We start from the raw sequence: 20,020 nt of genomic DNA, 5'->3' as shown, positions 1-20,020 counted from the left end.
CTATGGCGTGTCGGTGGTTCACAGCAACACAATCCACCGGACACGGCACGATGTGTCGGCAACCGAACGTCTCGCTGTCAAGGGTGTAACGACGACGCCGGGGATGTTTCGCAGGGGTACGAATCGGCAAAACAGTATGGTTCCACGCGAACGGCCGGGTCTTGTGACTCAAGACCCGGCCGTGCGTACCGGATTGGCGACAAGTTGACGCCGACGCCAAATATCGATCAATCGATGAGGCGGCCGTCAGCCGAGGACGGTGGCGAGGTCCACCGCGTCCAGGCCGTGCGCCTCGGCGACCGGGCCGTAGACGACCTGGCCCTCGTGGGTGTTGAGGCCCTTGGCGAGCGAGGCGTCACGCCGCAGCGCCTCGCGCCAGCCGCCGCCTGCCAGCTCGACGATGTAGGGCAGCGTCGCGTTGGTCAGCGCGTAGGTGGAGGTGTTCGGCACCGCGCCCGGCATGTTGGCGACGCAGTAGAAGACCGAGTTGTGCACCGCGAAGGTCGGCTCGGCGTGCGTGGTGGGACGGGAGTCCTCGAAGCAACCACCCTGGTCGATGGCGATGTCGACGAGCACCGAGCCCGGCTTCATGCGGGAGACCAGCTCGTTGGTGACGAGCTTGGGGGCCTTGGCACCCGGGATCAGGACCGCGCCGATGACGAGGTCGGCGTCGAGGACCGCCTTCTCCAGCTCGAAGGCGTTGGAGACGATGGTCTGCACCTTTGTGCCGAAGATCTTGTCGGCCTCGCGCAGCTTGTTGATGTCCCGGTCGAGCAGGGTGACGTGGAAACCCATGCCGATGGCGATCTGCGCGGCGTTCCAGCCGGAGACGCCGCCGCCGATGACGACGGCCTTGGCCGGGGCCACACCCGGGACACCGCCGGGGAGCACCCCGCGGCCGCCCGCCGAGCGCATCAGGTGGTACGCGCCGACCTGCGGGGCGAGCCGGCCGGCCACCTCCGACATCGGGGCGAGCAGCGGCAGCTGGCGGTTGGCGAGCTCGACGGTCTCGTACGCGATCGCAGTGGTGCCGGACTCCAGCAGCGCGTCGGTGCACTCGCGGGACGCGGCCAGGTGCAGGTAGGTGAAGAGGGTCAGGTCCTTGCGGAGCCGGTGGTACTCCTCCGCGATCGGCTCCTTGACCTTCAGCACCAGGTCGGCGACGGCCCACACCTCGTCGGCGGTCGGGAGGATCGTCGCACCGGCGGAGACGTACTCCTCGTTAGGGATGGACGAGCCGACACCGGCGTCCTGCTCGACGAACACCTCGTGGCCGCCTCGGACGAGCTCGTGCACGCCGGCGGGGGTGATGGCCACGCGGAACTCGTTGTTCTTGACTTCGCGGGGGATGCCGACCTTCACGTCGATCACGGTCCTGTTCACGGGAGTGGAGGGTTTTGGCAGGTCTCCGGACATGTCACCCGATGACAGGGTACGTCGGACCTGACCGCGATGTGCTGCGGTGTGACCAAGTGTAGTGAAGGAATACTCGCTGTCCAGCCTTACAAAGTGACTACTTTCAGCGAAGGTATTGGCAGTTTCGTAGGTACGGTCCGCCTGCGGCGCGTTCTGAGAGCCCCCGATGGGCCCTTGGGCCCGGAAAACAGGGGCACTCAGTCCTCCTCGGGCTGCGGAATCTCCTCGGCGGGCAGCAGCAGGCGCGCCGCGGCGCGCTGCAACCGGGCGCCCGCCGGGTCCCCCAGCCGGTCCAGAGTGTCGGCCATGCGCAGCAGCACCGCGCCCTCCAGCCGCCGCTCCCCCGCCTGCCGGGCCCAGTACAGGGCGTCGCGGCAGGTCCGCAGGGCGTCCTCAGGGTGACCCGCGTACTCCTGGACCCGGGCCACCTCGCTGAGGGCGCGGGCCTGCGCGGGCAGGTCCTTCAGCCGGCGGTGGGCGGCGGCCGCCGCACGCCACTCGCGCAGCGCGTTGCCGTAGTGGGCGGCGTAGGTGAACAGGGCGCCGAGCCGGGAGTGCAGCCGCGCCTGGTGGATCAGCTCACCGCGGGCCTGCCGCAGGGCCAGCGCCCTGCCGTACCAGTCGGAGGCGCGCTGCGGGTCGTCCAGCTCCAGGTACGTCCCGGCGATGGCCTCCAGCGCGCGGCCCTCGGCGTCCCCGTCGTAGGCCTCCCGGGAGGCCACCAGCGCTCCTCGATAGCGGTCGAGGGCGTCGAGCGGGCGGGCCGCCTCCACGTCCAGGTCGCCGATGTTCAGCAGGGCCGCCGCCTTCTCGCGGTGCAGTCCGCGCCGCTCGGCGACGTCCAGCACCAGGTGGTGGAGCCGATAGCGCTCCGGCGCCGTCGCGCCGCCGTCGGGGTCCGCGGCGAGGGCGCGGACGAGCGCGGCCATGAGGCGGCGGGCCAGGGTGTCCAGTTCGCCGTCCGCCACCGCCAGCCGCGCGGCGGCCAGCAGCACCGGCAGCCGCGCCCGCAGCCATCCGGCCGCGACCGGACGGCTGGGGAAGCGCAGCGACGTGGGCAGCCCGTCCGGTTCCGTCTCGCCCTCCAGGCGCATCCGGCACGCGTGGAGCAGGCGTACCGTGCGCTCCAGCATCCGGGCGCGGGCGAGCTGCGTCTCGGACGGCTTGTCCGTGCTGTCCAGCAGCGCCCGCAGCGGCGGGGTCAGCCAGCCCGGCACGCGGTACTGCACCGGAAGGTCGCCGACCACCGGCTCGGGGTGCAGCAGCCCGCAGCCGGCCAGGTCCGCCAGCGTGGCCTGCGCGGCCTCGACCGAGCAGCCGCCCAGCGCCGAGGCGGTCTGCGCGTCGGTCAGGCCCGAGGGGGCCAGCGCGAGCAGCCGCAGCATCCGGGCCACGGCGGGGGAAAGGGCTCCGTACACGAATCGGAAGGCGCGCAGCAGCTCCGGCGCGGGGGTGGCGCGCGCGGTGGCCGCCGGGGTGGCGCTCCCCTTCCGCTCCCCCGCTCCGGGGCCGTCGGCGTCCCCAGTGTCGCCGTCCGCCTTCCTGGTCGGGCCGGCCGGGGTGCCCGCCCGGCGCAGCACACGCGCCTGCCCGTCCGCGGCCAGACCGCGCAGCGACTCGGGCAGCGGGCCGCTGCCCGTGCGGTGCCCGACGTCGGCGCGGAGTGTGCCGTTGCCCCGGGTGGCCGCGCCGCCCTCGGAGGCCGTGGGGGTGGCCGGCCCGGCGGCCTCGGCGGCCCCGGCTCGCAGCCTGCGGGTGGCCTCGGCGACGGAGGTGCGGGGATGGGCGGCGAGCCAGGCGGCGACGAGCCGGAGCGCCGCGGGGTGGCCGCCGCACTCCTGCGCGAGGCCCTCGGCGGCCCGGGGATCGTTGGTGATGCGCACCCGGCCCACGGCCTCGGCCAGCAGGTCGACGCACGCCACCGGGTCGAGCCCGCCCAGGGTGCACGGGCGTACGTCGTGGACACCGGGCAGCGGCCCCTCGGCCGTGGCGACCAGCAGATTCCCCGAGCCCTTGGGCATCAGGTCCAGCAGCTGCCGGGAGTCCACGACGTCGTCCAGGACGAGGACGGCCTTGCGCCCGTTCAGTGCGGTGCGCAGCGCGGCCAGCAGTTCCTCGTGCTCCGCGGCCGGCTCGACCTCGACGTCCATCGCACGCAGCAGGGCCCGGGCGGACTGCTCGGGCGGCACCGGCCGGCCGTCGTTCTCGCTGAGCCGAACGTAGAACTGGCCGCCGGGGTAGCGGTCGGCCACGTCGTGGGCGAGCCGGACGGCCAGCGCCGTACGTCCCGAGCCCGGCCGGCCGGCCACGAGGAGCACGCGGCTGCCGTCGGGCGTCTGGCCCCGCAGGGCCGCCAGGCCCGGCCGGTCGATGTCGGCGCGCAATTCCCCGAGCTCGCGGCGGCGGCCGACGAACCCCGGCGGGCCGGGGGGCAGCGTGCCATGTGCCGGGGTCTGTGACGCCGGCTCCCTCGGGCCGTCGTCAGAGGCCGCCGCCGATGCGTCGGCGTCCAGCACGTGCTCCGCCACGGGCCCACTCCCGTTCTCCTACGAACGGCAAGAGCCTAGTTCACGGCCGGGGTCCAACCCCCGTACGCGACGCGGCGGATCCGGCCAATGATCACCCTCTCGGACGATCGGATGGTCAGACCGAACAGGTCACGCGGAGAACGGTCGCGCGGGCCACTCGGCCTCGGCCGGACGCAGCGCCTCCAGGCCGTCCCCGGCCCGCGCGGCCTGCAGCGAGAGCACACCCACCACGAGGCAGTTGTTGTGCAGCTCCCCCGCGAGGACGCCACGGACCAGCTCGTCCACCGGGACCCGGGCGAACTCCATGTCGGCCTCTTCCTCCGACACCTCGAAGCGCTCGCCCTCCACGTCGGACAGACCGCGGGCCAGGAAGATCCGCACGGCCTCGTCGCAGCCGCCGGGCGTGGTGTACACGTCCGTGAGCACCCGCCAGTCCTCGGCCTTGACGTGCGCCTCCTCGTACAGCTCGCGCTGGGCGGCGTGCAGTGGGTTCTCGCCGGGTACGTCCAGCAGGCCGGCGGGAATCTCCCAGAGCTTCATCCGCACGGGGTGGCGGTACTGCTTGAGGACCAGGACCCGGTCCCGGTCGTCGAGGGCGAGCACGGCCACCGAGCCCGGGTGGACCTGGTAGTCGCGCCGGGCGACGCCGCCGTCGGGCATGACGACGTCATCGGTGCGGACGCTGGTCTTCTTCCCGGTGAAGGGGGTGGCGGTGGCGGTGACCCGCCACTCCTCGGGAGTGTCCTTCAGCATGCTGCCCTCCGTACGCGGTACCGGGCGGGCCGTTCGCCGACCCGCCCCCGCAACCGTATCGATCAACCCTTGAGGCGCTCGACGGCGGCCGCGACCAGGCCCACGAACAGGGGGTGCGGACGGGTCGGGCGGGACTTGAGCTCGGGGTGCGCCTGGGTGGCCACCAGGTACGGGTGCACCTCGCGCGGGTACTCCACGTACTCGACCAGCGTGTTGTCCGGGGAGGTCCCGGAGAACAGCAGCCCGGCCTTCTTCTCCAGCTCGCCGCGGTAGGCGTTGTTCACCTCGTAGCGGTGGCGGTGCCGCTCCTCGACGTAGGGCTCGCCGCCGTAGACCTCGCGGACGATGGAGCCCTCGGCGAGCTTGGCCGGGTACAGGCCCAGGCGCATCGTGCCGCCGAGGTCGCCCTGGCCGGCGACGATGTCGAGCTGCTCCGCCATGGTGGAGATGACCGGGTGCGCGGTCGCCGGGTCGAACTCGGTGGAGTTGGCGTCCGGGATGCCGGCCAGGCTGCGGGCCGCCTCGATGACCACGCACTGCAGGCCCAGGCACAGGCCCAGCAGCGGGATGCGGTTCTCGCGGGCGAAGGTGATCGCCGAGACCTTGCCCTCCACGCCGCGGTCGCCGAAGCCGCCGGGCACGCAGATCGCGTCCACGTCGCCGAGCTGGCGGGCCGCGCCGGCCGCGGTCTTGCAGTCGTCCGAGGTCACCCACTTGATGTTGACCTTGGCGTTGTTGGCGAAGCCGCCGGCGCGCAACGCCTCGGTCACCGACAGGTAGGCGTCCGGCAGGTCGATGTACTTGCCGACGAGGGCGACCTTCACCTCGTGCTCGGGCTGGTGGACCCGGCCCAGCAGGTCGTCCCACTGCGTCCAGTCGACGTCCCTGAAGGGCAGGTTCAGCTTGCGGACGACGTACGCGTCCAGGCCCTCGGTGTGCAGCACCTTGGGGATGTCGTAGATCGACGGGGCGTCGATTGCGGCGACCACGGCCTCCTCGTCGACATCGCACATCAGCGAGATCTTGCGCTTGATGGAGGTCGGCACGTCGCGGTCGGCGCGCAGCACGATCGCGTCGGGCTGGATGCCGATGCTGCGCAGCGCGGCCACGGAGTGCTGGGTCGGCTTGGTCTTCAGCTCGCCGGAGGGGCCGATGTACGGGAGCAGTGAGATGTGCATCACGAAGACGTTGTCCCGGCCGACCTCGTGCCGGATCTGCCGCACCGACTCCAGGAAGGGCAGCGACTCGATGTCGCCGACGGTGCCGCCGACCTCCGTGATCACCACGTCCACGTCCTCGGTCGCCATGCGCCGGATACGGGACTTGATCTCGTTGGTGATGTGCGGGATGACCTGGACGGTGTCGCCCAGGTACTCGCCGCGGCGCTCCTTGGCGATCACCGAGGAGTAGACCTGGCCGGTGGTGACGTTGGCCGAGCCGGCGAGGTTCACGTCCAGGAAGCGCTCGTAGTGGCCGATGTCCAGGTCGGTCTCGGCGCCGTCGTCCGTGACGAACACCTCACCGTGCTGGAAGGGGTTCATCGTGCCCGGGTCCACGTTGAGGTACGGGTCGAGCTTCTGCATGGTGACGCGCAGACCCCGGGCCTTGAGCAGTGCGCCGAGGCTCGACGCGGTCAGGCCCTTGCCGAGCGAGGAGGCGACACCCCCCGTGACGAAGAGGTGCTTGGTCGTCGTGGATTTGGGCGGCAGTGCCAACAGGGGGCTCCCGTGGTCGCGAGGTGGTGGTCGGGACGGCACCATGGTGATGAAGAGGGGTGTCGTCGCGGCGGTTCAGTGGTTCAGCCCACCGGCCCACGGGCTACCAGGGTATCAGTGACGCGCACCAGACGGCGCGGACGGCTCTCTGGCCAAAAACGCGGTCACCGGGAGTTTGGTACGACAAAATGCACCCGACCGGCCCAGCGGGGGCGGTCGTCGCTTCCGCACAGCCCGCATTGACGTCGTATCCTGCTCGGACACATCGATTCGATGCGAGTGAACCGGCACGGCACTACCCCGCCCGCTCCCGGGAAAGAGCTCGTCGACAGATCCACAGACCGCAATCACCGCCCCAGTCCCAAGGGGCGCCGCCGTCGTTCGACTGGGAGACCTACGTGGCCGGGCGTATCGAGGATTACGCACTCATCGGCGATATGCAGACCGCCGCCCTGGTGTGCCGGGACGGCACGGTCGACTGGCTGTGCCTGCCCCGCTTCGACTCCCCCGCGATCTTCGCGGGCCTGCTCGGCACGGAGGAGCACGGCTACTGGCGGCTCGGCCCCGCCCACGCGAACGGCACCCGCCCCCCGGCCGCCACCCGGCGCCGCTACCGGGGCGACTCCCTGGTGCTGGAGTCGGAGTGGGACACCCCGCGCGGCACGGTCCGTGTGATCGACTTCATGCCGCCGCGTGACGGCGCCCCCCAGCTGATCCGGATCGTCGAGGGCGTCAGCGGCCGGGTCCCGATGCGGTCCGCGCTGCGCATGCGCTTCAGCTACGGCTGGGTCGTGCCGTGGGTGCACAAGGTGGGCGAGCGCACCGTCGCCGTCGCCGGCCCGGACTCCGTCTGGCACGACACCGACGTCGAGACGTACGGCAAGGACCTCACCACCTACGCCGACTTCACGGTCTCGCCCGGCGACCGCATCGCCTTCACCATCAGCTGGCAGCCCTCGCACAAGGAGCCGCCCCCGCTCGCCGAGCCCGAGGCCTCTCTGGAGGCCACCGAGGACTTCTGGCGTGAGTGGGTCGCCCAGTGCACCTACCACGGCCCCTACCGGGACGCCGTGGTCCGCTCCCTGATCACGCTCAAGGCCCTGACGTACGGGCCGACCGGCGGCATCGTCGCCGCCCCCACCACCTCCCTGCCCGAGGACATCGGCGGCGTCCGCAACTGGGACTACCGCTTCACCTGGCTGCGCGACGCGGCGATCACCCTGTCCTCCCTGCTGCGCACCGGTTACCGCGACGAGGCCCGCGCCTGGCGCGAGTGGCTGCTGCGCGCGGTCGCCGGCGACCCCGAGAACCTGCAGATCATGTACGGCATCGCCGGTGAGCGCGAGCTCGGCGAGACCGAGCTGGACTGGCTGCCCGGCTACGAGGGCTCCATCCCGGTCCGGGTCGGCAACGGCGCGGCCCACCAGTTGCAGCTCGACGTCTACGGCGAGGTCACCGAGGCCCTGCACCTGGCGCACATGACCGGCCTGGCCCGCAACGACTACGCCTCGCTCCTGCAGATCCGGCTCATCCAGTACCTGGAGGACCACTGGGACGAGCCCGACGAGGGCATCTGGGAGGTCCGCGGCCCGCGCCGGCACTTCGTCCACTCCAAGGTCATGGCCTGGGTCGCCGTGGACCGCACCGTCAAGCTCATCGAGTCCGGTGAGGTCGACGGCCCGCTGGAGCGCTGGCGCGAGCTGCGCGACGAGATCCACCGCGATGTGTGCGAGAAGGGCTACGACAAGGAACGCAACACCTTCACGCAGTCCTACGGCTCGCGTGAGCTGGACGCCTCGCTGCTGCTCATCCCCCAGGTGGGCTTCCTGCCGCCGGACGACAAGCGCGTGATCGGCACCATCGAGGCGATCCAGCGGGAGCTGTCCACCGAGGACGGCTTCGTGCTGCGCTACCCGACCGACGCCCCGCCCGGCGGCGAGAACCTGGACGGCCTGCCCGGCGACGAGGGCGCCTTCCTCGCCTGCTCCTTCTGGCTCGCCGACGACCTCGCCATGATCGGCCGGGTCGACGAGGCCCGCAGGCTCTTCGAGAAGCTGCTCGCGCTCCGCAACGACCTCGGCCTGCTCGCCGAGGAGTGGGACCCGCGGCTGCAGCGGCAGGTCGGCAACTTCCCGCAGGCCTTCAGCCACGTGCCGCTCATCGACACGGCGCTGCGGCTCACCGCGAGCGGCGCCTACGGCGGCTGATCCCTGCCGCGGTCGCCCTCGGCGGCCTTCAGGACGACGTCAACTCGTCATAGATGCTGAGCACTTGGGCGACCGTGTCATCCTCGGTCGGCCAAGTGGCGGCCTGCACGGGACCGGCCGCGGCGAGCCACGCACGCCGCGCCGGGTCCGCCAGCAGGCGCGTGACGGTGTCGGCGAGCGTCTTCGGACTGCCGTACGGCACCAACACCGCTGCCTCGCCGACGAGTTCGGGCGTACCTCCGACGGAGGTCGCCACCAGCGGCGCCCCGGCGTGCAGCGCCTCCTGCGCGATCAGCGGCCGCGCCTCCCAGCGCGACGGCAGCACCACCACGTCGGCGGCGGTAAGGAGTTCGGGCACGTCGTCGCGGCGGCCGAGCAGCCGCACCGGGAGCTCCTCGGCGTCGATCCGCTCCTGGAGCTCCGCACGCAGCGAGCCCTCGCCCGCGACCACCAGCAACGGCGCCGGCTCGAGTCCCGCCCACCCGTGAGCCGCGTCCAGCAGCAGGTGATACCCCTTGCGCGGCTCCAGACGGCCCACCGCGAGCAGCAACGGCCGCTCCCCCAAGGCGAATTCGTCCCGGGTCTTCTGCCGGCGCCGCTCCGCCTCGGCCACGGCCTCCGGGGACGGCGGGACCCGTGGCGGCGCCGGCACTCCGATCGGCCCGAGCCGGGCGTCCCTGGCCCCGGCCGAACGGGCCCGGTCCACCAGGTCCGACGAGGCGCCGAGCACGACCTCCGCCGCCCGCGCCACCCGACGCTCCAGCAGCCGCAGCACCCGCCCCCGCGCTCCCTCCGCCAGCACCGCGCCGTGCCAGGTGACCACCAGCGGCGTACGGCGCCCGCTCAGCGCCATCGTGGCGAGTAGCCCGGCCCGCAGCCCGTGCGCGTGCACGACGTCCGCGCCGGCGCAGGCCGCCCGCAACGCCGTCACCACGGCCGCGTCCGCCCTCGGTTGCGCGCGCCGGGTGATCTCGACCGGGGCGAACCGCGCTCCCGCCGCCCCGAATCCGTACCGCTCGTCGGCCTCCGCCGGCCCGCAGACCGTCACCCGGACGCCGCGTGCCACCAAGCCGCCCGCCACGGAGGCGACATGGGCCCGCGCCGTCTCGCCCAGCACGTGGACGGCGTGCAGCTGCCCGTGCAAGGGACTCGGTGAACTGCTCACGCGTGGTCGGGCTCCTGACTCGGCGTCGTGCGGAGGGTGGTGGGTCTGCTGCCTCAAGGATGCCAGGCCGATAGGCCATCCAGGGAGCGATGCCCCACCCCCGCCCGGCCACACGTACGCGGGACCACCCTTACGAGTGCCCCCGGCTCCCCCATCACGCGCACCCGCACGACCGCCCGATGGCCGAACAACCGGCCCCCACCGCCCCGGCGCGGCAGCCGACGGCAACGCCACGGCCCAGCGCCGGACTCCCGCCTGCGGGCACGCGCCCTTGCACAGCACGAGAAGCCGGCACGACGTGACGTGACGCGACCGGCGACATCAACCGCCCGCCAAGCCGGCGGCCCGTGGGCCCACGGGCCTCCCGCCTGCGAAACGCCGAGCGGGCGGCGTCAGCGCGCTTCGCGGGCGGCGGCCAGCAGTTCCTCCGCGTGGGCGCGGCCGAGCTCCGAGTCCTCCAGCCCGGCGAGCATCCGGGACAGCTCCCGCACGCGTTCCTCACCCTCCAGCACGCGCACCCCGCTGCGCGTGACGGACCCGTCGTTCGTCTTCTCGACCAGCAGCTGCCGGTCCGCGAACGCGGCCACCTGGGGCAGGTGCGTGACGACCACGACCTGCGCGGTCCGCGCCAGGCGCGCCAGGCGCCGGCCGACCTCGACCGCCGCCTTGCCGCCGACGCCCGCGTCGACCTCGTCGAACAGGTACGTCGGCACCGGGTCCGACCCGGCGAAGACGACCTCGACGGCGAGCATCACGCGGGACAGCTCACCGCCGGACGCCCCTTTGGCGATCGGCCGGGCCGGGGCACCGGGGTGGGGTGCGAGCTGCAGCTCGACCTCGTCCGCGCCGGTCGCGCCGAAGGCGACCCGGCGGCCGCCGACCTCGATGCCCTCGGCGTCCTCCGTCTGCCGGAGGGCGACGCTGACACGGGCGTGCGGCATGGCGAGCTGCGCGAGCTCCGCCGTGACGGCCGCGGCGAAGCGTTCCGCCGCCTCCGTGCGGGCGTCGGTGAGGGCCTGGGCGAGGTCGCCGAGCTCGGCACGCAGCGCGTCGCGCTCCGCCGTGAGCTCCTCGATCCGCTCGTCGTCCCCCTCCAGTTCGCCCAGCCGGGCCGCGCCCTGCTCGGCCCACGCCAGGACGGCGTCGATGGTCTCCCCGTACTTGCGGGTCAGATGCGCGAGGACGGCCCGCCGCTCCTCCACGGCCGCCAGTCGCCGCGGATCGGCGTCCAGGTCGTCGGCGTACCCGGCGAGCTCGCCGGCGACGTCGCCGAGGAGGATGCCGATCTCGCCGATCCGGTCCGAGAGCGCGGCCAGCGCCGGGTCGTGTGAGCGGACGGCGTCCAGGGCGCGCTGGGCGCCGGCGGCGAGCATGCCCGCGTCGACGCCCTCCGGGTCCTCGGGGTTCCCCGCGAGCGCGGCGTGCGCCAGGGTCGCGGCCGACGCGAGCGCCTCGGCGTGGCCCAGCCGCTCCGCCTCGGCGGCCAGGTCGGCGTCCTCGCCCGGCAGGGGCTCGGCCGCGGCGACCTCCTCCAGGCCGAAGCGCAGCAGGTCCGCCTCCTGGGCCCGCTCGCGGGCCCGCGTGGTCAGCTCGTCCAGCTCACCCACGACCTCGCGCACACGCCGGTAGGCGGCCGCGTACTTGGCCAGCGGCACCGCGACGGCGTCGCCCGCGTACCGGTCCAGCGCCTCGCGCTGGCGGGCCGGACGCAGCAGGCCCTGCTGGTCGGTCTGGCCGTGGACGGCGACGAGCTCGTCCGCCAGCTCGCCCAGCAGCCCCACCGGGACCGAGCGCCCGCCCACGAAGGCCCTGGAGCGGCCCTCCGCCGAGACGGTACGGCTGATCAGCAGCGCGCCGTCGTCCAGCTCGGCGCCGGCCTCCTCGGCCCGTACGGCGGCGGGCGCGTCGGCGCCCAGCGTGATCCGCCCCTCGACGGACGCCGATTTCGTACCGATCCGGACCAGACCGGGATCGGCACGGCCGCCCAGCAGCAGCCCGAGGCTCGTGACGACCATGGTCTTGCCCGCGCCGGTCTCACCCGTCACCGCGGTGAAGCCGGGCGACAGCTCGACCACGGCGTCCTCGATGACTCCCAGCGACCGGATCCGCATTTCCTCCAACACGGATACGACCATACGAGGTTTGCGGGCCGCCGCGCGACGGGCCTCACCCCTGAGGGGAAACTCAGTGCGGCGCGCCCCGCCAGCCCGCCACCGGCAGCGCGAACTTCGCGACCAGCCGGTCGGTGAAAGAGGCGTGGTGGAGCCGCGCCAGCCGCACCGGCACCGCGCCCCGGCGGACCTCCACGCGGGCCCCGGCCGGCAGGTCCACCGAGCGCCGCCCGTCGCACCACAGCACGCCGTGCGGGGTCTTCGGCTGCACCTCCACCGCCAGGACCGACTTCGGGGACGTCACCAGCGGCTTCGCGAAGAGCGCGTGCGCGCTGATCGGCACCATCAGCAGCGCCTCGACCTCGGGCCAGACCACCGGCCCGCCGGCCGAGAAGGCGTACGCGGTCGACCCTGTCGGGGTCGCCATGACCACCCCGTCGCCGCCGAAGCGGGAGACCGGTCGGCCGTCCACCTCCGTGACGACCTCCAGAAGCCGCTCCCGCGCCTGCTTCTCCACCGACGCCTCGTTCAGCGCCCAGTCGGTGTGGACGACCTGGCCATCGTTGCGCACCAGAACGTCGATCGTCATGCGCTCCTCGACCTCGTAGTCGCGGGTGACCACCCGGTCGACGACCTTGTCCAGGTCGTCGCGCTCGGCCTCCGCGAGGAAGCCGACCCGGCCCAGGTTGACGCCGAGCATCGGCACCCCCGAGGCGCGCGCGAACTCCGCGCCGCGCAGCAGGGTGCCGTCCCCGCCCAGGACGACGATCAGCTCGCAGTCCGCGACGGTCTCCGGGCCGATCTCCTGCACCAGCTGAACCGCGCCGTTCCCGGGCAGCGTCAGCTCCTCGGCCTCCTCGGCCAGCACCCGTACGCCGATGTCGCAGCGCTTCAGGCCCTGCACCACCCGCTCGGCGCTGCGGATGGCCGCCGGCCGTCCGGTGTGGGCCAGCAGGAAGACGGTGCGGCGGGACGTCCCGTGCACATCGTGCGTCCCGTGCATCCCCTCGTGGGTCTCGTGCGTCTCGCTCAACGGGGTCCCTCCGCCACAGCGCGGTCGACATCCGCCGGGTCCAGCTCGGGCGCCCCGGCGCGCAGCCACAGAAAGTACTCCACATTCCCCGACGGTCCCGGCAACGGGCTCGCGGTCACGCCCAGCACCCCCAGTCCCAGTGCGGCCGCCTGTCCGGCGACCTGTCGTACGGCCTCGGCGCGCAGCTGAGGGCTGCGGACGACACCGCCGCTGCCCAGTCGGTCCTTGCCCACCTCGAACTGCGGCTTGACCATCAGGACCAGGTCCGCGTCGGGCGCGGCACAGCGTACGAGGGCGGGCAGGACGAGCCCGAGCGGGATGAAGGACAGGTCGCCGACGACCAGGTCCACCGGCTTGTTGTCGATCTGCTCGAGCGTCAACTCGCGCACGTTGGTACGGTCCTTCACGGTGACGCGTTCATCACTCTGCAGCGACCAGGCGAGCTGCCCGTAGCCGACGTCGACGGCGACGACGTGCGCCGCGCCGTTGCGGAGCAGGACGTCGGTGAAGCCGCCCGTGGACGCCCCGGCGTCCAGCGCGCGGCGCCCCTCCACCAGCAGCCCGCCGGGCACGAACGCCGCCAGCGCCCCGGCCAGCTTGTGCCCGCCGCGGGAGACGTAGTCCGGGTCCGAGTCGTCCTTGGCCACGACGACCGCGGCACTGGTCTCCACCTGCGTGGCGGCCTTGGTCGCGGTCGTCCCGCCCACGGTCACCCGGCCGGCGGCGATCAGTTGCCCGGCGTGCTCCCGCGAGCGGGCCAGGTTCCGGCGCACCAGCTCGGCGTCGAGTCGGCGTCGTGCCACGTGAGGTTCAGCTCCTGTTGTCGTCGTCGAGTCTCGTGAGCGTGTCGCGCAGCCCACGGTGTACATCCTCGTACACCTCGACGTGGTCCTCGGTGGGAAGCAGGTCGGCATCCTGCAGGCGGACAAGGACAGCGTCCACCTCGGTATTCCCCGTGGCGTCCAGCACGACGCCCAGCGGACGCGGCCCCGCGTCGGCGACCGCCTCCGCCGCGGCCTCGGCCTCGGCCGCGGCCTCCGGTGCGGGAGCGGCTGCCACGCCCTCGGGGCCGGGCTCAGTCACGTCCCTTCGCCTCCTGCGTGCGGGCCGCCGTCTTCTTGGCGGTCGTGGTCTTCTTCGCGGCCGTCGTCTTCTTCGCCGGGGCCGCGCTCTTCGCGGTCGCGGTCCGAGCGGCCGGGGCGGCCTTCTTCGCCGCGGTGGCCTTCTTCACCGGGGCGGTGGTGGTCTTCCCGGCCGGGGCGGTGGCCTTCTTCGCCGGGGCCGGGCTCTTCTTGGCGGGGGCGGTGGCGGTCTTCCCGGCCGGGACGGTCTTCTTGGTGGCGGTCGCCTTCTTGGCCGGGGCCGCCTTCTTGGCCGGGGCCGCCTTCTTGGCCGGGGCCGCCTTCTTGGCGGCGGGCGCCTTCGCCGGGGCCGCGTTCTCCCGCGCGACCGGCACGGCGGCCGCGCCCGTGCTCTTGCCGGACTCCGGAACCACAGGGGCCTCAGGCGTCGCGGCAGACTCCGCCGGCGCGGCCTTCTTTGCGGGCCCTGCCTCGGCCACATGCGCCACGGGCGGCTGCGGCGGCACATACACGCCGGGTTCCGGCTCCTCGTCCGCCAGGCCGGCCCCGGCCGGCTCCCGGTCGTGGTCCTCCAGGTTGCGGATGCGGCGTTCCAGGGCCTCCAGGACGACACCGACCTTGGTGACCTCGTCCGCGAGCCGCCCGACCCGGCTCATCGCCTTGTCGATCTCCTCGCGGATGAGACCCACGAGCAGGTCGCGGTTGGCCCGTCCCGACGCCATCAGCTCGTCCGCGAGCGTCTGCACCTCAGGCGGGATCCGCTCGCCGATGCTCCGCTGGACCGCGTCAACATCTATCCCGGTCTGGTCGAGCAGTTCCTTGGCCACCCCGACCGCCCGTCGCCGGGTGGCCTCGGTCAGGCCGCCCGCGATCTGCAGACAGGTCCGCAACGCGTCCCGCATACGCCTCACTCCTCGCCTTCGCCAGTTCCCCAGACTTCCTCGGTCACGACGCTACCGCCTATGGCGCCGCATCTTCCCGAGGGTCCGCTGCGGTACGGTCGATCACCACCAGCACGAGCCGACGTCCGAACGGGAGACGCACAGCCCATGGCGACCATCGAGGAGTGCCGCAGCGCGCTCGAGCGGCTGTCCGAGAACCTCGCCAGGACCGAGGGCGACCTGCGGAGCGCAGCCGCGCTCGACCGCTCGCTGAGCTGCCGCATCACCGATCTCGACGTCACCTTCGTGGGGCGCCTGGTGGACGGCAGCATCCAGGACGTGGTCACCGTGCAGGGCCCGCCGACCGAGCGCGCCGAGATAAGGCTCACCATGGCCGGTGACGACCTTGTCGCGCTCGTCGACGGCAAGCTGCACTTCGCGAAGGCGTGGGGCAGCGGCAGAGTCAGGCTGGAAGCCGGTCTGCGCGACCTGCTGCGGCTGCGCAAGCTCCTCTAGCCCTAGCCCTAGCTCTAGCTAGAGCGCCTCCAGCCCCATCCCCAGCCGGTCCAGCGCCTTCCCCGCGTCCAGGTCGCAGGAGCCGTCCCCGGCCCACGTCCAGGCGGCCGCGCACAGCGCCCGCAGGCCGTCCATCGGCTCGCCGTCGCCGTCCAGCAGCAGCACCCCGTCGCCCACCGTGGCGGTCCAGCCCCCGCAGCGGTACGCGCCCTCGCCGGCGTCCGTGACCCCGGGCTGCGGGATGAGCAGCCCGCGCAGGTCGGCGTCCACGTAGGTGGGCCGGTGCCCGGGCGGCGCGGCGAGCAGCAGCGCGGGGGTGGTGACCCCGGTGAGCACCAGCAGCGAGTCGACGCCGCCCGCGTAGGCGCCCTCGATGTCCGTGTCGAGCCGGTCGCCGACCACCAGCGGCCGCCGTGCGCCGGTCCTGATGACCGTCTCGCGGTGCATGGGCGGCAGCGGCTTGCCCGCGATCTGCGGGTCGCCGCCGGTCGCGATCCGGACGACCTCGACGAGCGCTCCGTTCCCGGGGGCCGTGCCCCGGGCGGTCGGGATGGTCAGGTCGGTGTTGGACGCGAACCACGGCACACCGCGGTTGACCGCGTACGCCGCCTCGGCGAGCTGCTCCCAGCCGACCTCGGGCGAGTAGCCCTGTACGACCGCGGCGGGGTCGTCGTCGGCCGAGGCGACCGGCTGGAGGCCGCGTTCGCGCAACGCCTCCACGAGCCCCTCGCCGCCGATCGCGAGCACCCGCGCACCCGCCGGGACCTGATCCGCGATCAGCCGGGCCACCGCCTGGGCGGAGGTGACGACCTCGCCCGCCTCGGCCGGGACGCCGAGCCGGGTCAGGTGCTTCGCGACGGCCTGCGGGGTGCGGGCGGCGTTGTTGGTCACGTACGCGAGCCGCATGCCGTGCGCCCGCGCCGAGCCGAGTGACTCGACGGCGTGCGCGATCGCGTCACCACCCGCATAGACCACGCCGTCGAGGTCGAGCAGGGCCGTGTCGTATGCCTGGTCAAGAGGCCTTTCGCTGCCGGCCGGGCCGGTCCGGTGGGTCATGGGGTGGTCGCTCCTCGTATGTCGTCGATCACTCGGCACACTTCGTGGACATGACCCGCGTAGCATGCCCGGATGAGCAATTCCGGACCCGCTGTGCGGGGCTTGCGGCTGGCGCCGTTCCGCGCGCTGCGCTATGTCCCCGAGCGGGTCGGCAGCCTGGCCGCGGTCACCTCGCCACCGTACGACGTCGTCGTCCGGCCCGAGGGACAGCGGCACCTGGAGACAGCCGACCCGCACAATGTCGTGCGGCTCATCCTGCCCACCGCCGAGCCCCCGGACGGCCGGCACCGCAAGGCAGCCTGGGCGCTGTTCCAATGGCAGGAGGAGGGGGTCCTGGCCCTCGACCCCAAGCCCGCCCTGTACGTGTACGAGCAGCGCGAGGGCGATCAGGTCCAGCGCGGCCTCATCGGTGCCCTGCGGCTGACCCCGCCCGAGGAGCGGATCGTCCTGCCGCACGAGGACGTGATGCCCGGCCCGGTCGCCGACCGCGCCGCCCTCATGCGCGCCACGGCCGCCAACCTGGAGCCGCTCCTGCTGGCGTACCGGGGCGACGACGGGGAGGCGGCCGAGGTCGTCGAACGCACCGTCGCGGGCCCGCCCTTGCTGGCCACGACGACCGAGGACGGCATCCACCACCGTCTATGGGCGATCACCGACCCGCGGGCGATCGCTGCGGTCGACGCCGACCTGTCCCGGCACCAGGCCGTCATCGCCGACGGCCACCACCGCTGGGCCACGTACCTGCTGCTGCAGGCCGAGCACGAGGCCCCCAGCCCCTGGGACTACGGCCTGGTGCTGCTCGTCGACACCGCCCGCTACCCGCTGCGGGTCCGCGCCATCCACCGCGTGCTGCCGCAGCTGCCCGTCGCGCGGGCCGTCGAGGCGGCCCGTCACGCCTTCCGCGTACAGGAGCTGCCCGGGCCCCTGCCGGAGGCCCTGGCCGCTCTGGAGGACGCGGCGGCCGTGGGCAACGCGTTCCTGCTCACCGGCGACGGCCGCTTCCACCTCCTGGACCGCCCGGACCCCCAGGCCCTCGAGCGGGCCATCCCCCGGGACCGGCCCGAGGAGTGGCGGCAGCTGGACGCCACCGTGCTGCACAGCCTGCTCCTGGACCGGGTCTGGGAAGTGCCCGACGCCCCCGAGCACATCCACTACATCCACGACACTGAGGCCGCGGTCGAACACGCCGGGCAGTTCGGCGGCACGGCCGTGCTCATCCATCCGGTGCGCGAGAGCGTCGTGCACGACCTCGCCAAGCAGGGCGTGACGATGCCGCGCAAGTCGACCTCCTTCGGCCCCAAGCCGGCGACCGGTCTGGTGCTGCGCAGCCTGGAACTCGACGGCACGCCCGGCTGACCCGGTGGAACGCGAAGGGCGGCATCCGCACGACGCGGATGCCGCCCTTCGCTTCGACGATCAGTCCTCGGTGCCCTTGGCGGGCTCCTTGAACGGGTCGTCGAGGAACGCCGTCGGGTCGGCCTCGTCGGTCAGGTCGACGTCCGGCTCCCCGCCGTCACCGGCCGCGCCGACCTTGTCGTCCTCGTCCTCGTCGGAGGCCTCTGCGTCGTCGTCCGCGTCGTCGTCCGCGTCCTCGTCGCGAACCTCCGCGCCGGGCGCCCCGGCCCCTGCGTCCTCGTCGGCTGCCTCGTCCAGCGCGTCCACGAAGGCCACGCCGTCCAGCTGCGCCAGCCGGTCGGAGGCGTCCGTGCTGCCGTTCTGGTCGGCCTCCAGCGACTTGGCGAACCACTCCCGGGCCTCGTCCTCACGGCCTGCCGCGAGCAGCGCGTCGGCGTACGCGTACCGCAGTCGCGCCGTCCACGGGTGCACGGCGTTGGACGCCAACTCCGGGCTCTGCAGGGTGACGACGGCGGCCTCGTTCTGGCCCATGTCGCGCCGGGCCCCGGCGGCCACCAGCCGCATCTCCACCTGGCCCGCGCGGTCCAGCTTGTGCACCTCCGGCGCGCCCGCCATCTCCAGCGCGCGCTCCGGACGGCCCATGCCACGCTCGCAGTCCGCCATGACCGGCCACAGGTCGACCGTGCCCGTCATGCGGCGGCAGGCGCGGAACTCCGCCAGCGCCTCGGCGTACCGCTCCGTGGCGTACGAGGCGAAGCCTGCCGCCTCACGCACGGCGGCCACACGGGACGCGAGTCGCAGCGCGACCCGGGAGTAGCCATAGGCCAGGTCCGGGTCCTCGTCCAGCAGCCGGGCCACCATGACGAGGTTGCGCGCCACGTCGTCGGCGAGCGTCTTCGGCAGGCTCATGAGCTCCTGACGGACGCTGGGGTCGATCTCCTGGCCCGTGACGTCGTCCGGGATCGGCAGCCGCCTGACGGGCTCCCGCTCCTCGCGGCGCTCGTCACGGCCCCGGGTGTTCTCGAACCGCCCACGCCCCTGCACGTACGGCCGCCGGCCTCCGCCGCCCTGACCCCGCTCGTCCTCACGGCGCGGCCCACGGGGCCGCTCGTCCCGGCGGTCGTCGCGACGGTAGGCGCCACGGTCGTCGTCGCGGCGCGGCCCACGGGGCCGCTCGTCACGCCTGCCGTCCCGACGGTCCTCACGGGGGCGGTCGAAGCGCGGCCGGTCATCGCGGCGGAACCCACCGCGATCATCACGCGGACGATCCTCACGAGGACGGTCATAACGGGGCCGGTCGTCACGCCGGAACCCACCGCGATCGTCACGCCGATCATCACGCGGACGATCCTCACGAGGACGGTCATAACGGGGCCGGTCGTCACGCCGGAACCCACCCCGATCATCACGACGGTCATCACGACGGTCGTCACGCGGACGATCCTCACGAGGACGGTCATAGCGCGGCCGGTCGTCACGCCGGAACCCACCCCGATCATCACGACGGTCATCACGACGGTCGTCACGCGGACGATCCTCACGAGGACGGTCATAACGGGGCCGGTCATCGCGGCGGAACCCACCGCGATCATCACGCCGATCATCACGCGGACGATCCTCACGAGGACGGTCGTCACGACGGTAACCACCGCGATCGTCACGACGGTCATCGCGACCCCGGTCCTCGTACCGCCCACGCGGACGGTCGTCGCGGCGGTAACCGCCGCCGCCGGCCCGGTCGCCTTCGCGCCGGGGGCCGCCGCTGCGGTATCCACCCCGGTCGCCGCCCTGGCGCGGAGTGCGCCGCTCAGGCCGATCCGGCCGTTCCTCGGGCGAGTTGGACATCGACGTGACTCCTGTCGTTTGTGCTGCCGTAGTGCCAGTCTCTCGTACCAGTCCGCGAACTGCGCACCACGCTAAAAACAAAAGGACCCTCGGTCCCAGCGCTTTGGCCAGGACCGAGGGTCCGTAAAGATTGTTCGGCGGCGTCCTACTCTCCCACAGGGTCCCCCCTGCAGTACCATCGGCGCTGAAAGGCTTAGCTTCCGGGTTCGGAATGTAACCGGGCGTTTCCCTAACGCTATGACCACCGAAACACCATCGGGTGTTAGGCGAACAAGCACACTTTTCAGTTAAGTGACTGGTTCAACCGGTGCGACCGTTCGCAACCCGGGAACCAAACAGTGGACGCGAGCATCTGA

At 73.0% G+C, this 20,020-nt stretch carries 16 protein-coding genes and 1 rRNA gene; 3 read left to right on the top strand and 14 right to left on the bottom strand.

Annotated features, from left to right (window positions below):
* Positions 1-246: 246 nt before the first annotated feature.
* The 4 genes from ald to ACRWNP_RS32655 all read right to left on the bottom strand — a co-directional run bounded on the left by ald (position 247) and on the right by ACRWNP_RS32655 (position 6,406).
* Positions 247-1,362, bottom strand: coding sequence for an alanine dehydrogenase (gene ald, locus ACRWNP_RS32670; protein ID WP_431967886.1), 1,116 nt, complete (start codon positions 1,360-1,362; stop codon positions 247-249).
* Positions 1,363-1,613: 251 nt separating this feature from the next.
* Positions 1,614-3,944, bottom strand: a complete 2,331-nt coding sequence (locus ACRWNP_RS32665; protein WP_431967848.1) for an NB-ARC domain-containing protein — start codon at positions 3,942-3,944, stop codon at positions 1,614-1,616.
* A 129-nt stretch (positions 3,945-4,073) separates the two neighbouring features.
* Positions 4,074-4,697, bottom strand: a complete 624-nt coding sequence (locus ACRWNP_RS32660) for an NUDIX domain-containing protein (protein ID WP_431967846.1) — start codon at positions 4,695-4,697, stop codon at positions 4,074-4,076.
* 62 nt (positions 4,698-4,759) lie between these two features.
* Positions 4,760-6,406, bottom strand: a complete 1,647-nt coding sequence (locus ACRWNP_RS32655) for a CTP synthase (protein WP_431967884.1) — start codon at positions 6,404-6,406, stop codon at positions 4,760-4,762.
* Positions 6,407-6,810: 404 nt separating this feature from the next.
* Between ACRWNP_RS32655 and ACRWNP_RS32650 the strand changes: the two genes are divergently transcribed.
* A complete protein-coding gene (locus tag ACRWNP_RS32650) occupies positions 6,811-8,619 on the top strand; it encodes a glycoside hydrolase family 15 protein (protein WP_431967844.1) in 1,809 nt (602 codons plus the stop codon).
* A 28-nt stretch (positions 8,620-8,647) separates the two neighbouring features.
* Here ACRWNP_RS32650 and ACRWNP_RS32645 read toward each other — a convergent pair whose 3' ends face one another.
* The 6 genes from ACRWNP_RS32645 to ACRWNP_RS32620 form a co-directional block, all read right to left on the bottom strand.
* A complete protein-coding gene (locus ACRWNP_RS32645; protein WP_431967842.1) occupies positions 8,648-9,784 on the bottom strand; it encodes a glycosyltransferase family 4 protein in 1,137 nt (378 codons plus the stop codon).
* A gap of 392 nt (positions 9,785-10,176) precedes the next feature.
* Positions 10,177-11,919, bottom strand: coding sequence for a DNA repair protein RecN (gene recN, locus ACRWNP_RS32640; RefSeq protein ID WP_431967840.1), 1,743 nt, complete (start codon positions 11,917-11,919; stop codon positions 10,177-10,179).
* A 49-nt stretch (positions 11,920-11,968) separates the two neighbouring features.
* Positions 11,969-12,898, bottom strand: a complete 930-nt coding sequence (locus ACRWNP_RS32635; RefSeq protein ID WP_431967882.1) for an NAD kinase — start codon at positions 12,896-12,898, stop codon at positions 11,969-11,971.
* 26 nt (positions 12,899-12,924) lie between these two features.
* Entirely contained in the window at positions 12,925-13,731 is an 807-nt protein-coding gene (locus ACRWNP_RS32630; protein WP_431967838.1) for a TlyA family RNA methyltransferase, read from the bottom strand.
* A gap of 7 nt (positions 13,732-13,738) precedes the next feature.
* Positions 13,739-14,011 (bottom strand): hypothetical protein, encoded by a 273-nt coding sequence (locus tag ACRWNP_RS32625; protein WP_431967836.1) that lies wholly within the window; start codon positions 14,009-14,011, stop codon positions 13,739-13,741.
* A complete protein-coding gene (locus ACRWNP_RS32620; protein WP_431967834.1) occupies positions 14,004-14,912 on the bottom strand; it encodes a histone in 909 nt (302 codons plus the stop codon). The genes ACRWNP_RS32625 and ACRWNP_RS32620 overlap by 8 nt, the downstream gene beginning before the upstream one ends.
* A gap of 147 nt (positions 14,913-15,059) precedes the next feature.
* Between ACRWNP_RS32620 and ACRWNP_RS32615 the strand changes: the two genes are divergently transcribed.
* Positions 15,060-15,407, top strand: coding sequence for a sterol-binding protein (locus ACRWNP_RS32615; protein ID WP_431967832.1), 348 nt, complete (start codon positions 15,060-15,062; stop codon positions 15,405-15,407).
* 18 nt (positions 15,408-15,425) lie between these two features.
* Here the strand turns inward: ACRWNP_RS32615 and ACRWNP_RS32610 are convergent, their stop codons facing one another.
* The gene (locus ACRWNP_RS32610; protein WP_431967830.1) at positions 15,426-16,463 is read right to left on the bottom strand and encodes an HAD-IIA family hydrolase; all 1,038 of its coding nucleotides are present in this window, start codon (positions 16,461-16,463) and stop codon (positions 15,426-15,428) included.
* Between the two features lie 72 nt (positions 16,464-16,535).
* Between ACRWNP_RS32610 and ACRWNP_RS32605 the strand changes: the two genes are divergently transcribed.
* A complete protein-coding gene (locus ACRWNP_RS32605; RefSeq protein WP_431967828.1) occupies positions 16,536-17,819 on the top strand; it encodes a DUF1015 family protein in 1,284 nt (427 codons plus the stop codon).
* A 60-nt stretch (positions 17,820-17,879) separates the two neighbouring features.
* Here the strand turns inward: ACRWNP_RS32605 and ACRWNP_RS32600 are convergent, their stop codons facing one another.
* From ACRWNP_RS32600 to rrf, 3 genes are all read right to left on the bottom strand, one after another.
* A complete protein-coding gene (locus tag ACRWNP_RS32600) occupies positions 17,880-18,728 on the bottom strand; it encodes a hypothetical protein (RefSeq protein ID WP_431967826.1) in 849 nt (282 codons plus the stop codon).
* On the bottom strand, positions 18,725-19,489 hold the full coding sequence (locus tag ACRWNP_RS32595) for a hypothetical protein (RefSeq protein WP_431967824.1): 765 nt from the start codon (positions 19,487-19,489) through the stop codon (positions 18,725-18,727). Before ACRWNP_RS32595 ends, ACRWNP_RS32600 begins: the two co-directional genes overlap by 4 nt.
* Before the next feature lie 307 nt (positions 19,490-19,796).
* Positions 19,797-19,913: ribosomal RNA gene (gene rrf / locus ACRWNP_RS32590) — 5S ribosomal RNA — on the bottom strand.
* Between the last annotated feature and the right edge of the window lie 107 nt (positions 19,914-20,020).

It is taken from the genome of Actinacidiphila sp. bgisy160 (genome assembly GCF_965342435.1).
In the GTDB taxonomy this organism is placed as follows: domain Bacteria; phylum Actinomycetota; class Actinomycetes; order Streptomycetales; family Streptomycetaceae; genus Actinacidiphila.
This window is presented reverse-complemented; position numbering and strand designations above follow the sequence as displayed.

Excerpts from the sequence above, each read along its gene's own strand:
- ACRWNP_RS32605 (WP_431967828.1), top strand. The coding sequence starts at position 16,536 with ATGAGCAATTCCGGACCCGCTGTGCGGGGCTTGCGGCTGGCGCCGTTC.
- ACRWNP_RS32635 (WP_431967882.1), bottom strand. The coding sequence starts at position 12,898 with ATGCACGGGACGCACGATGTGCACGGGACGTCCCGCCGCACCGTCTTC.
- ACRWNP_RS32620 (WP_431967834.1), bottom strand. The coding sequence starts at position 14,912 with ATGCGGGACGCGTTGCGGACCTGTCTGCAGATCGCGGGCGGCCTGACC.
- ACRWNP_RS32595 (WP_431967824.1), bottom strand. The coding sequence starts at position 19,489 with ATGACCGTCGTGACGATCGCGGTGGTTACCGTCGTGACGACCGTCCTC.
- recN (WP_431967840.1), bottom strand. The coding sequence starts at position 11,919 with ATGGTCGTATCCGTGTTGGAGGAAATGCGGATCCGGTCGCTGGGAGTC.
- ACRWNP_RS32660 (WP_431967846.1), bottom strand. The coding sequence starts at position 4,697 with ATGCTGAAGGACACTCCCGAGGAGTGGCGGGTCACCGCCACCGCCACC.
- ACRWNP_RS32615 (WP_431967832.1), top strand. The coding sequence starts at position 15,060 with ATGGCGACCATCGAGGAGTGCCGCAGCGCGCTCGAGCGGCTGTCCGAG.
- ACRWNP_RS32600 (WP_431967826.1), bottom strand. The coding sequence starts at position 18,728 with ATGAGCCTGCCGAAGACGCTCGCCGACGACGTGGCGCGCAACCTCGTC.
- ACRWNP_RS32610 (WP_431967830.1), bottom strand. The coding sequence starts at position 16,463 with ATGACCCACCGGACCGGCCCGGCCGGCAGCGAAAGGCCTCTTGACCAG.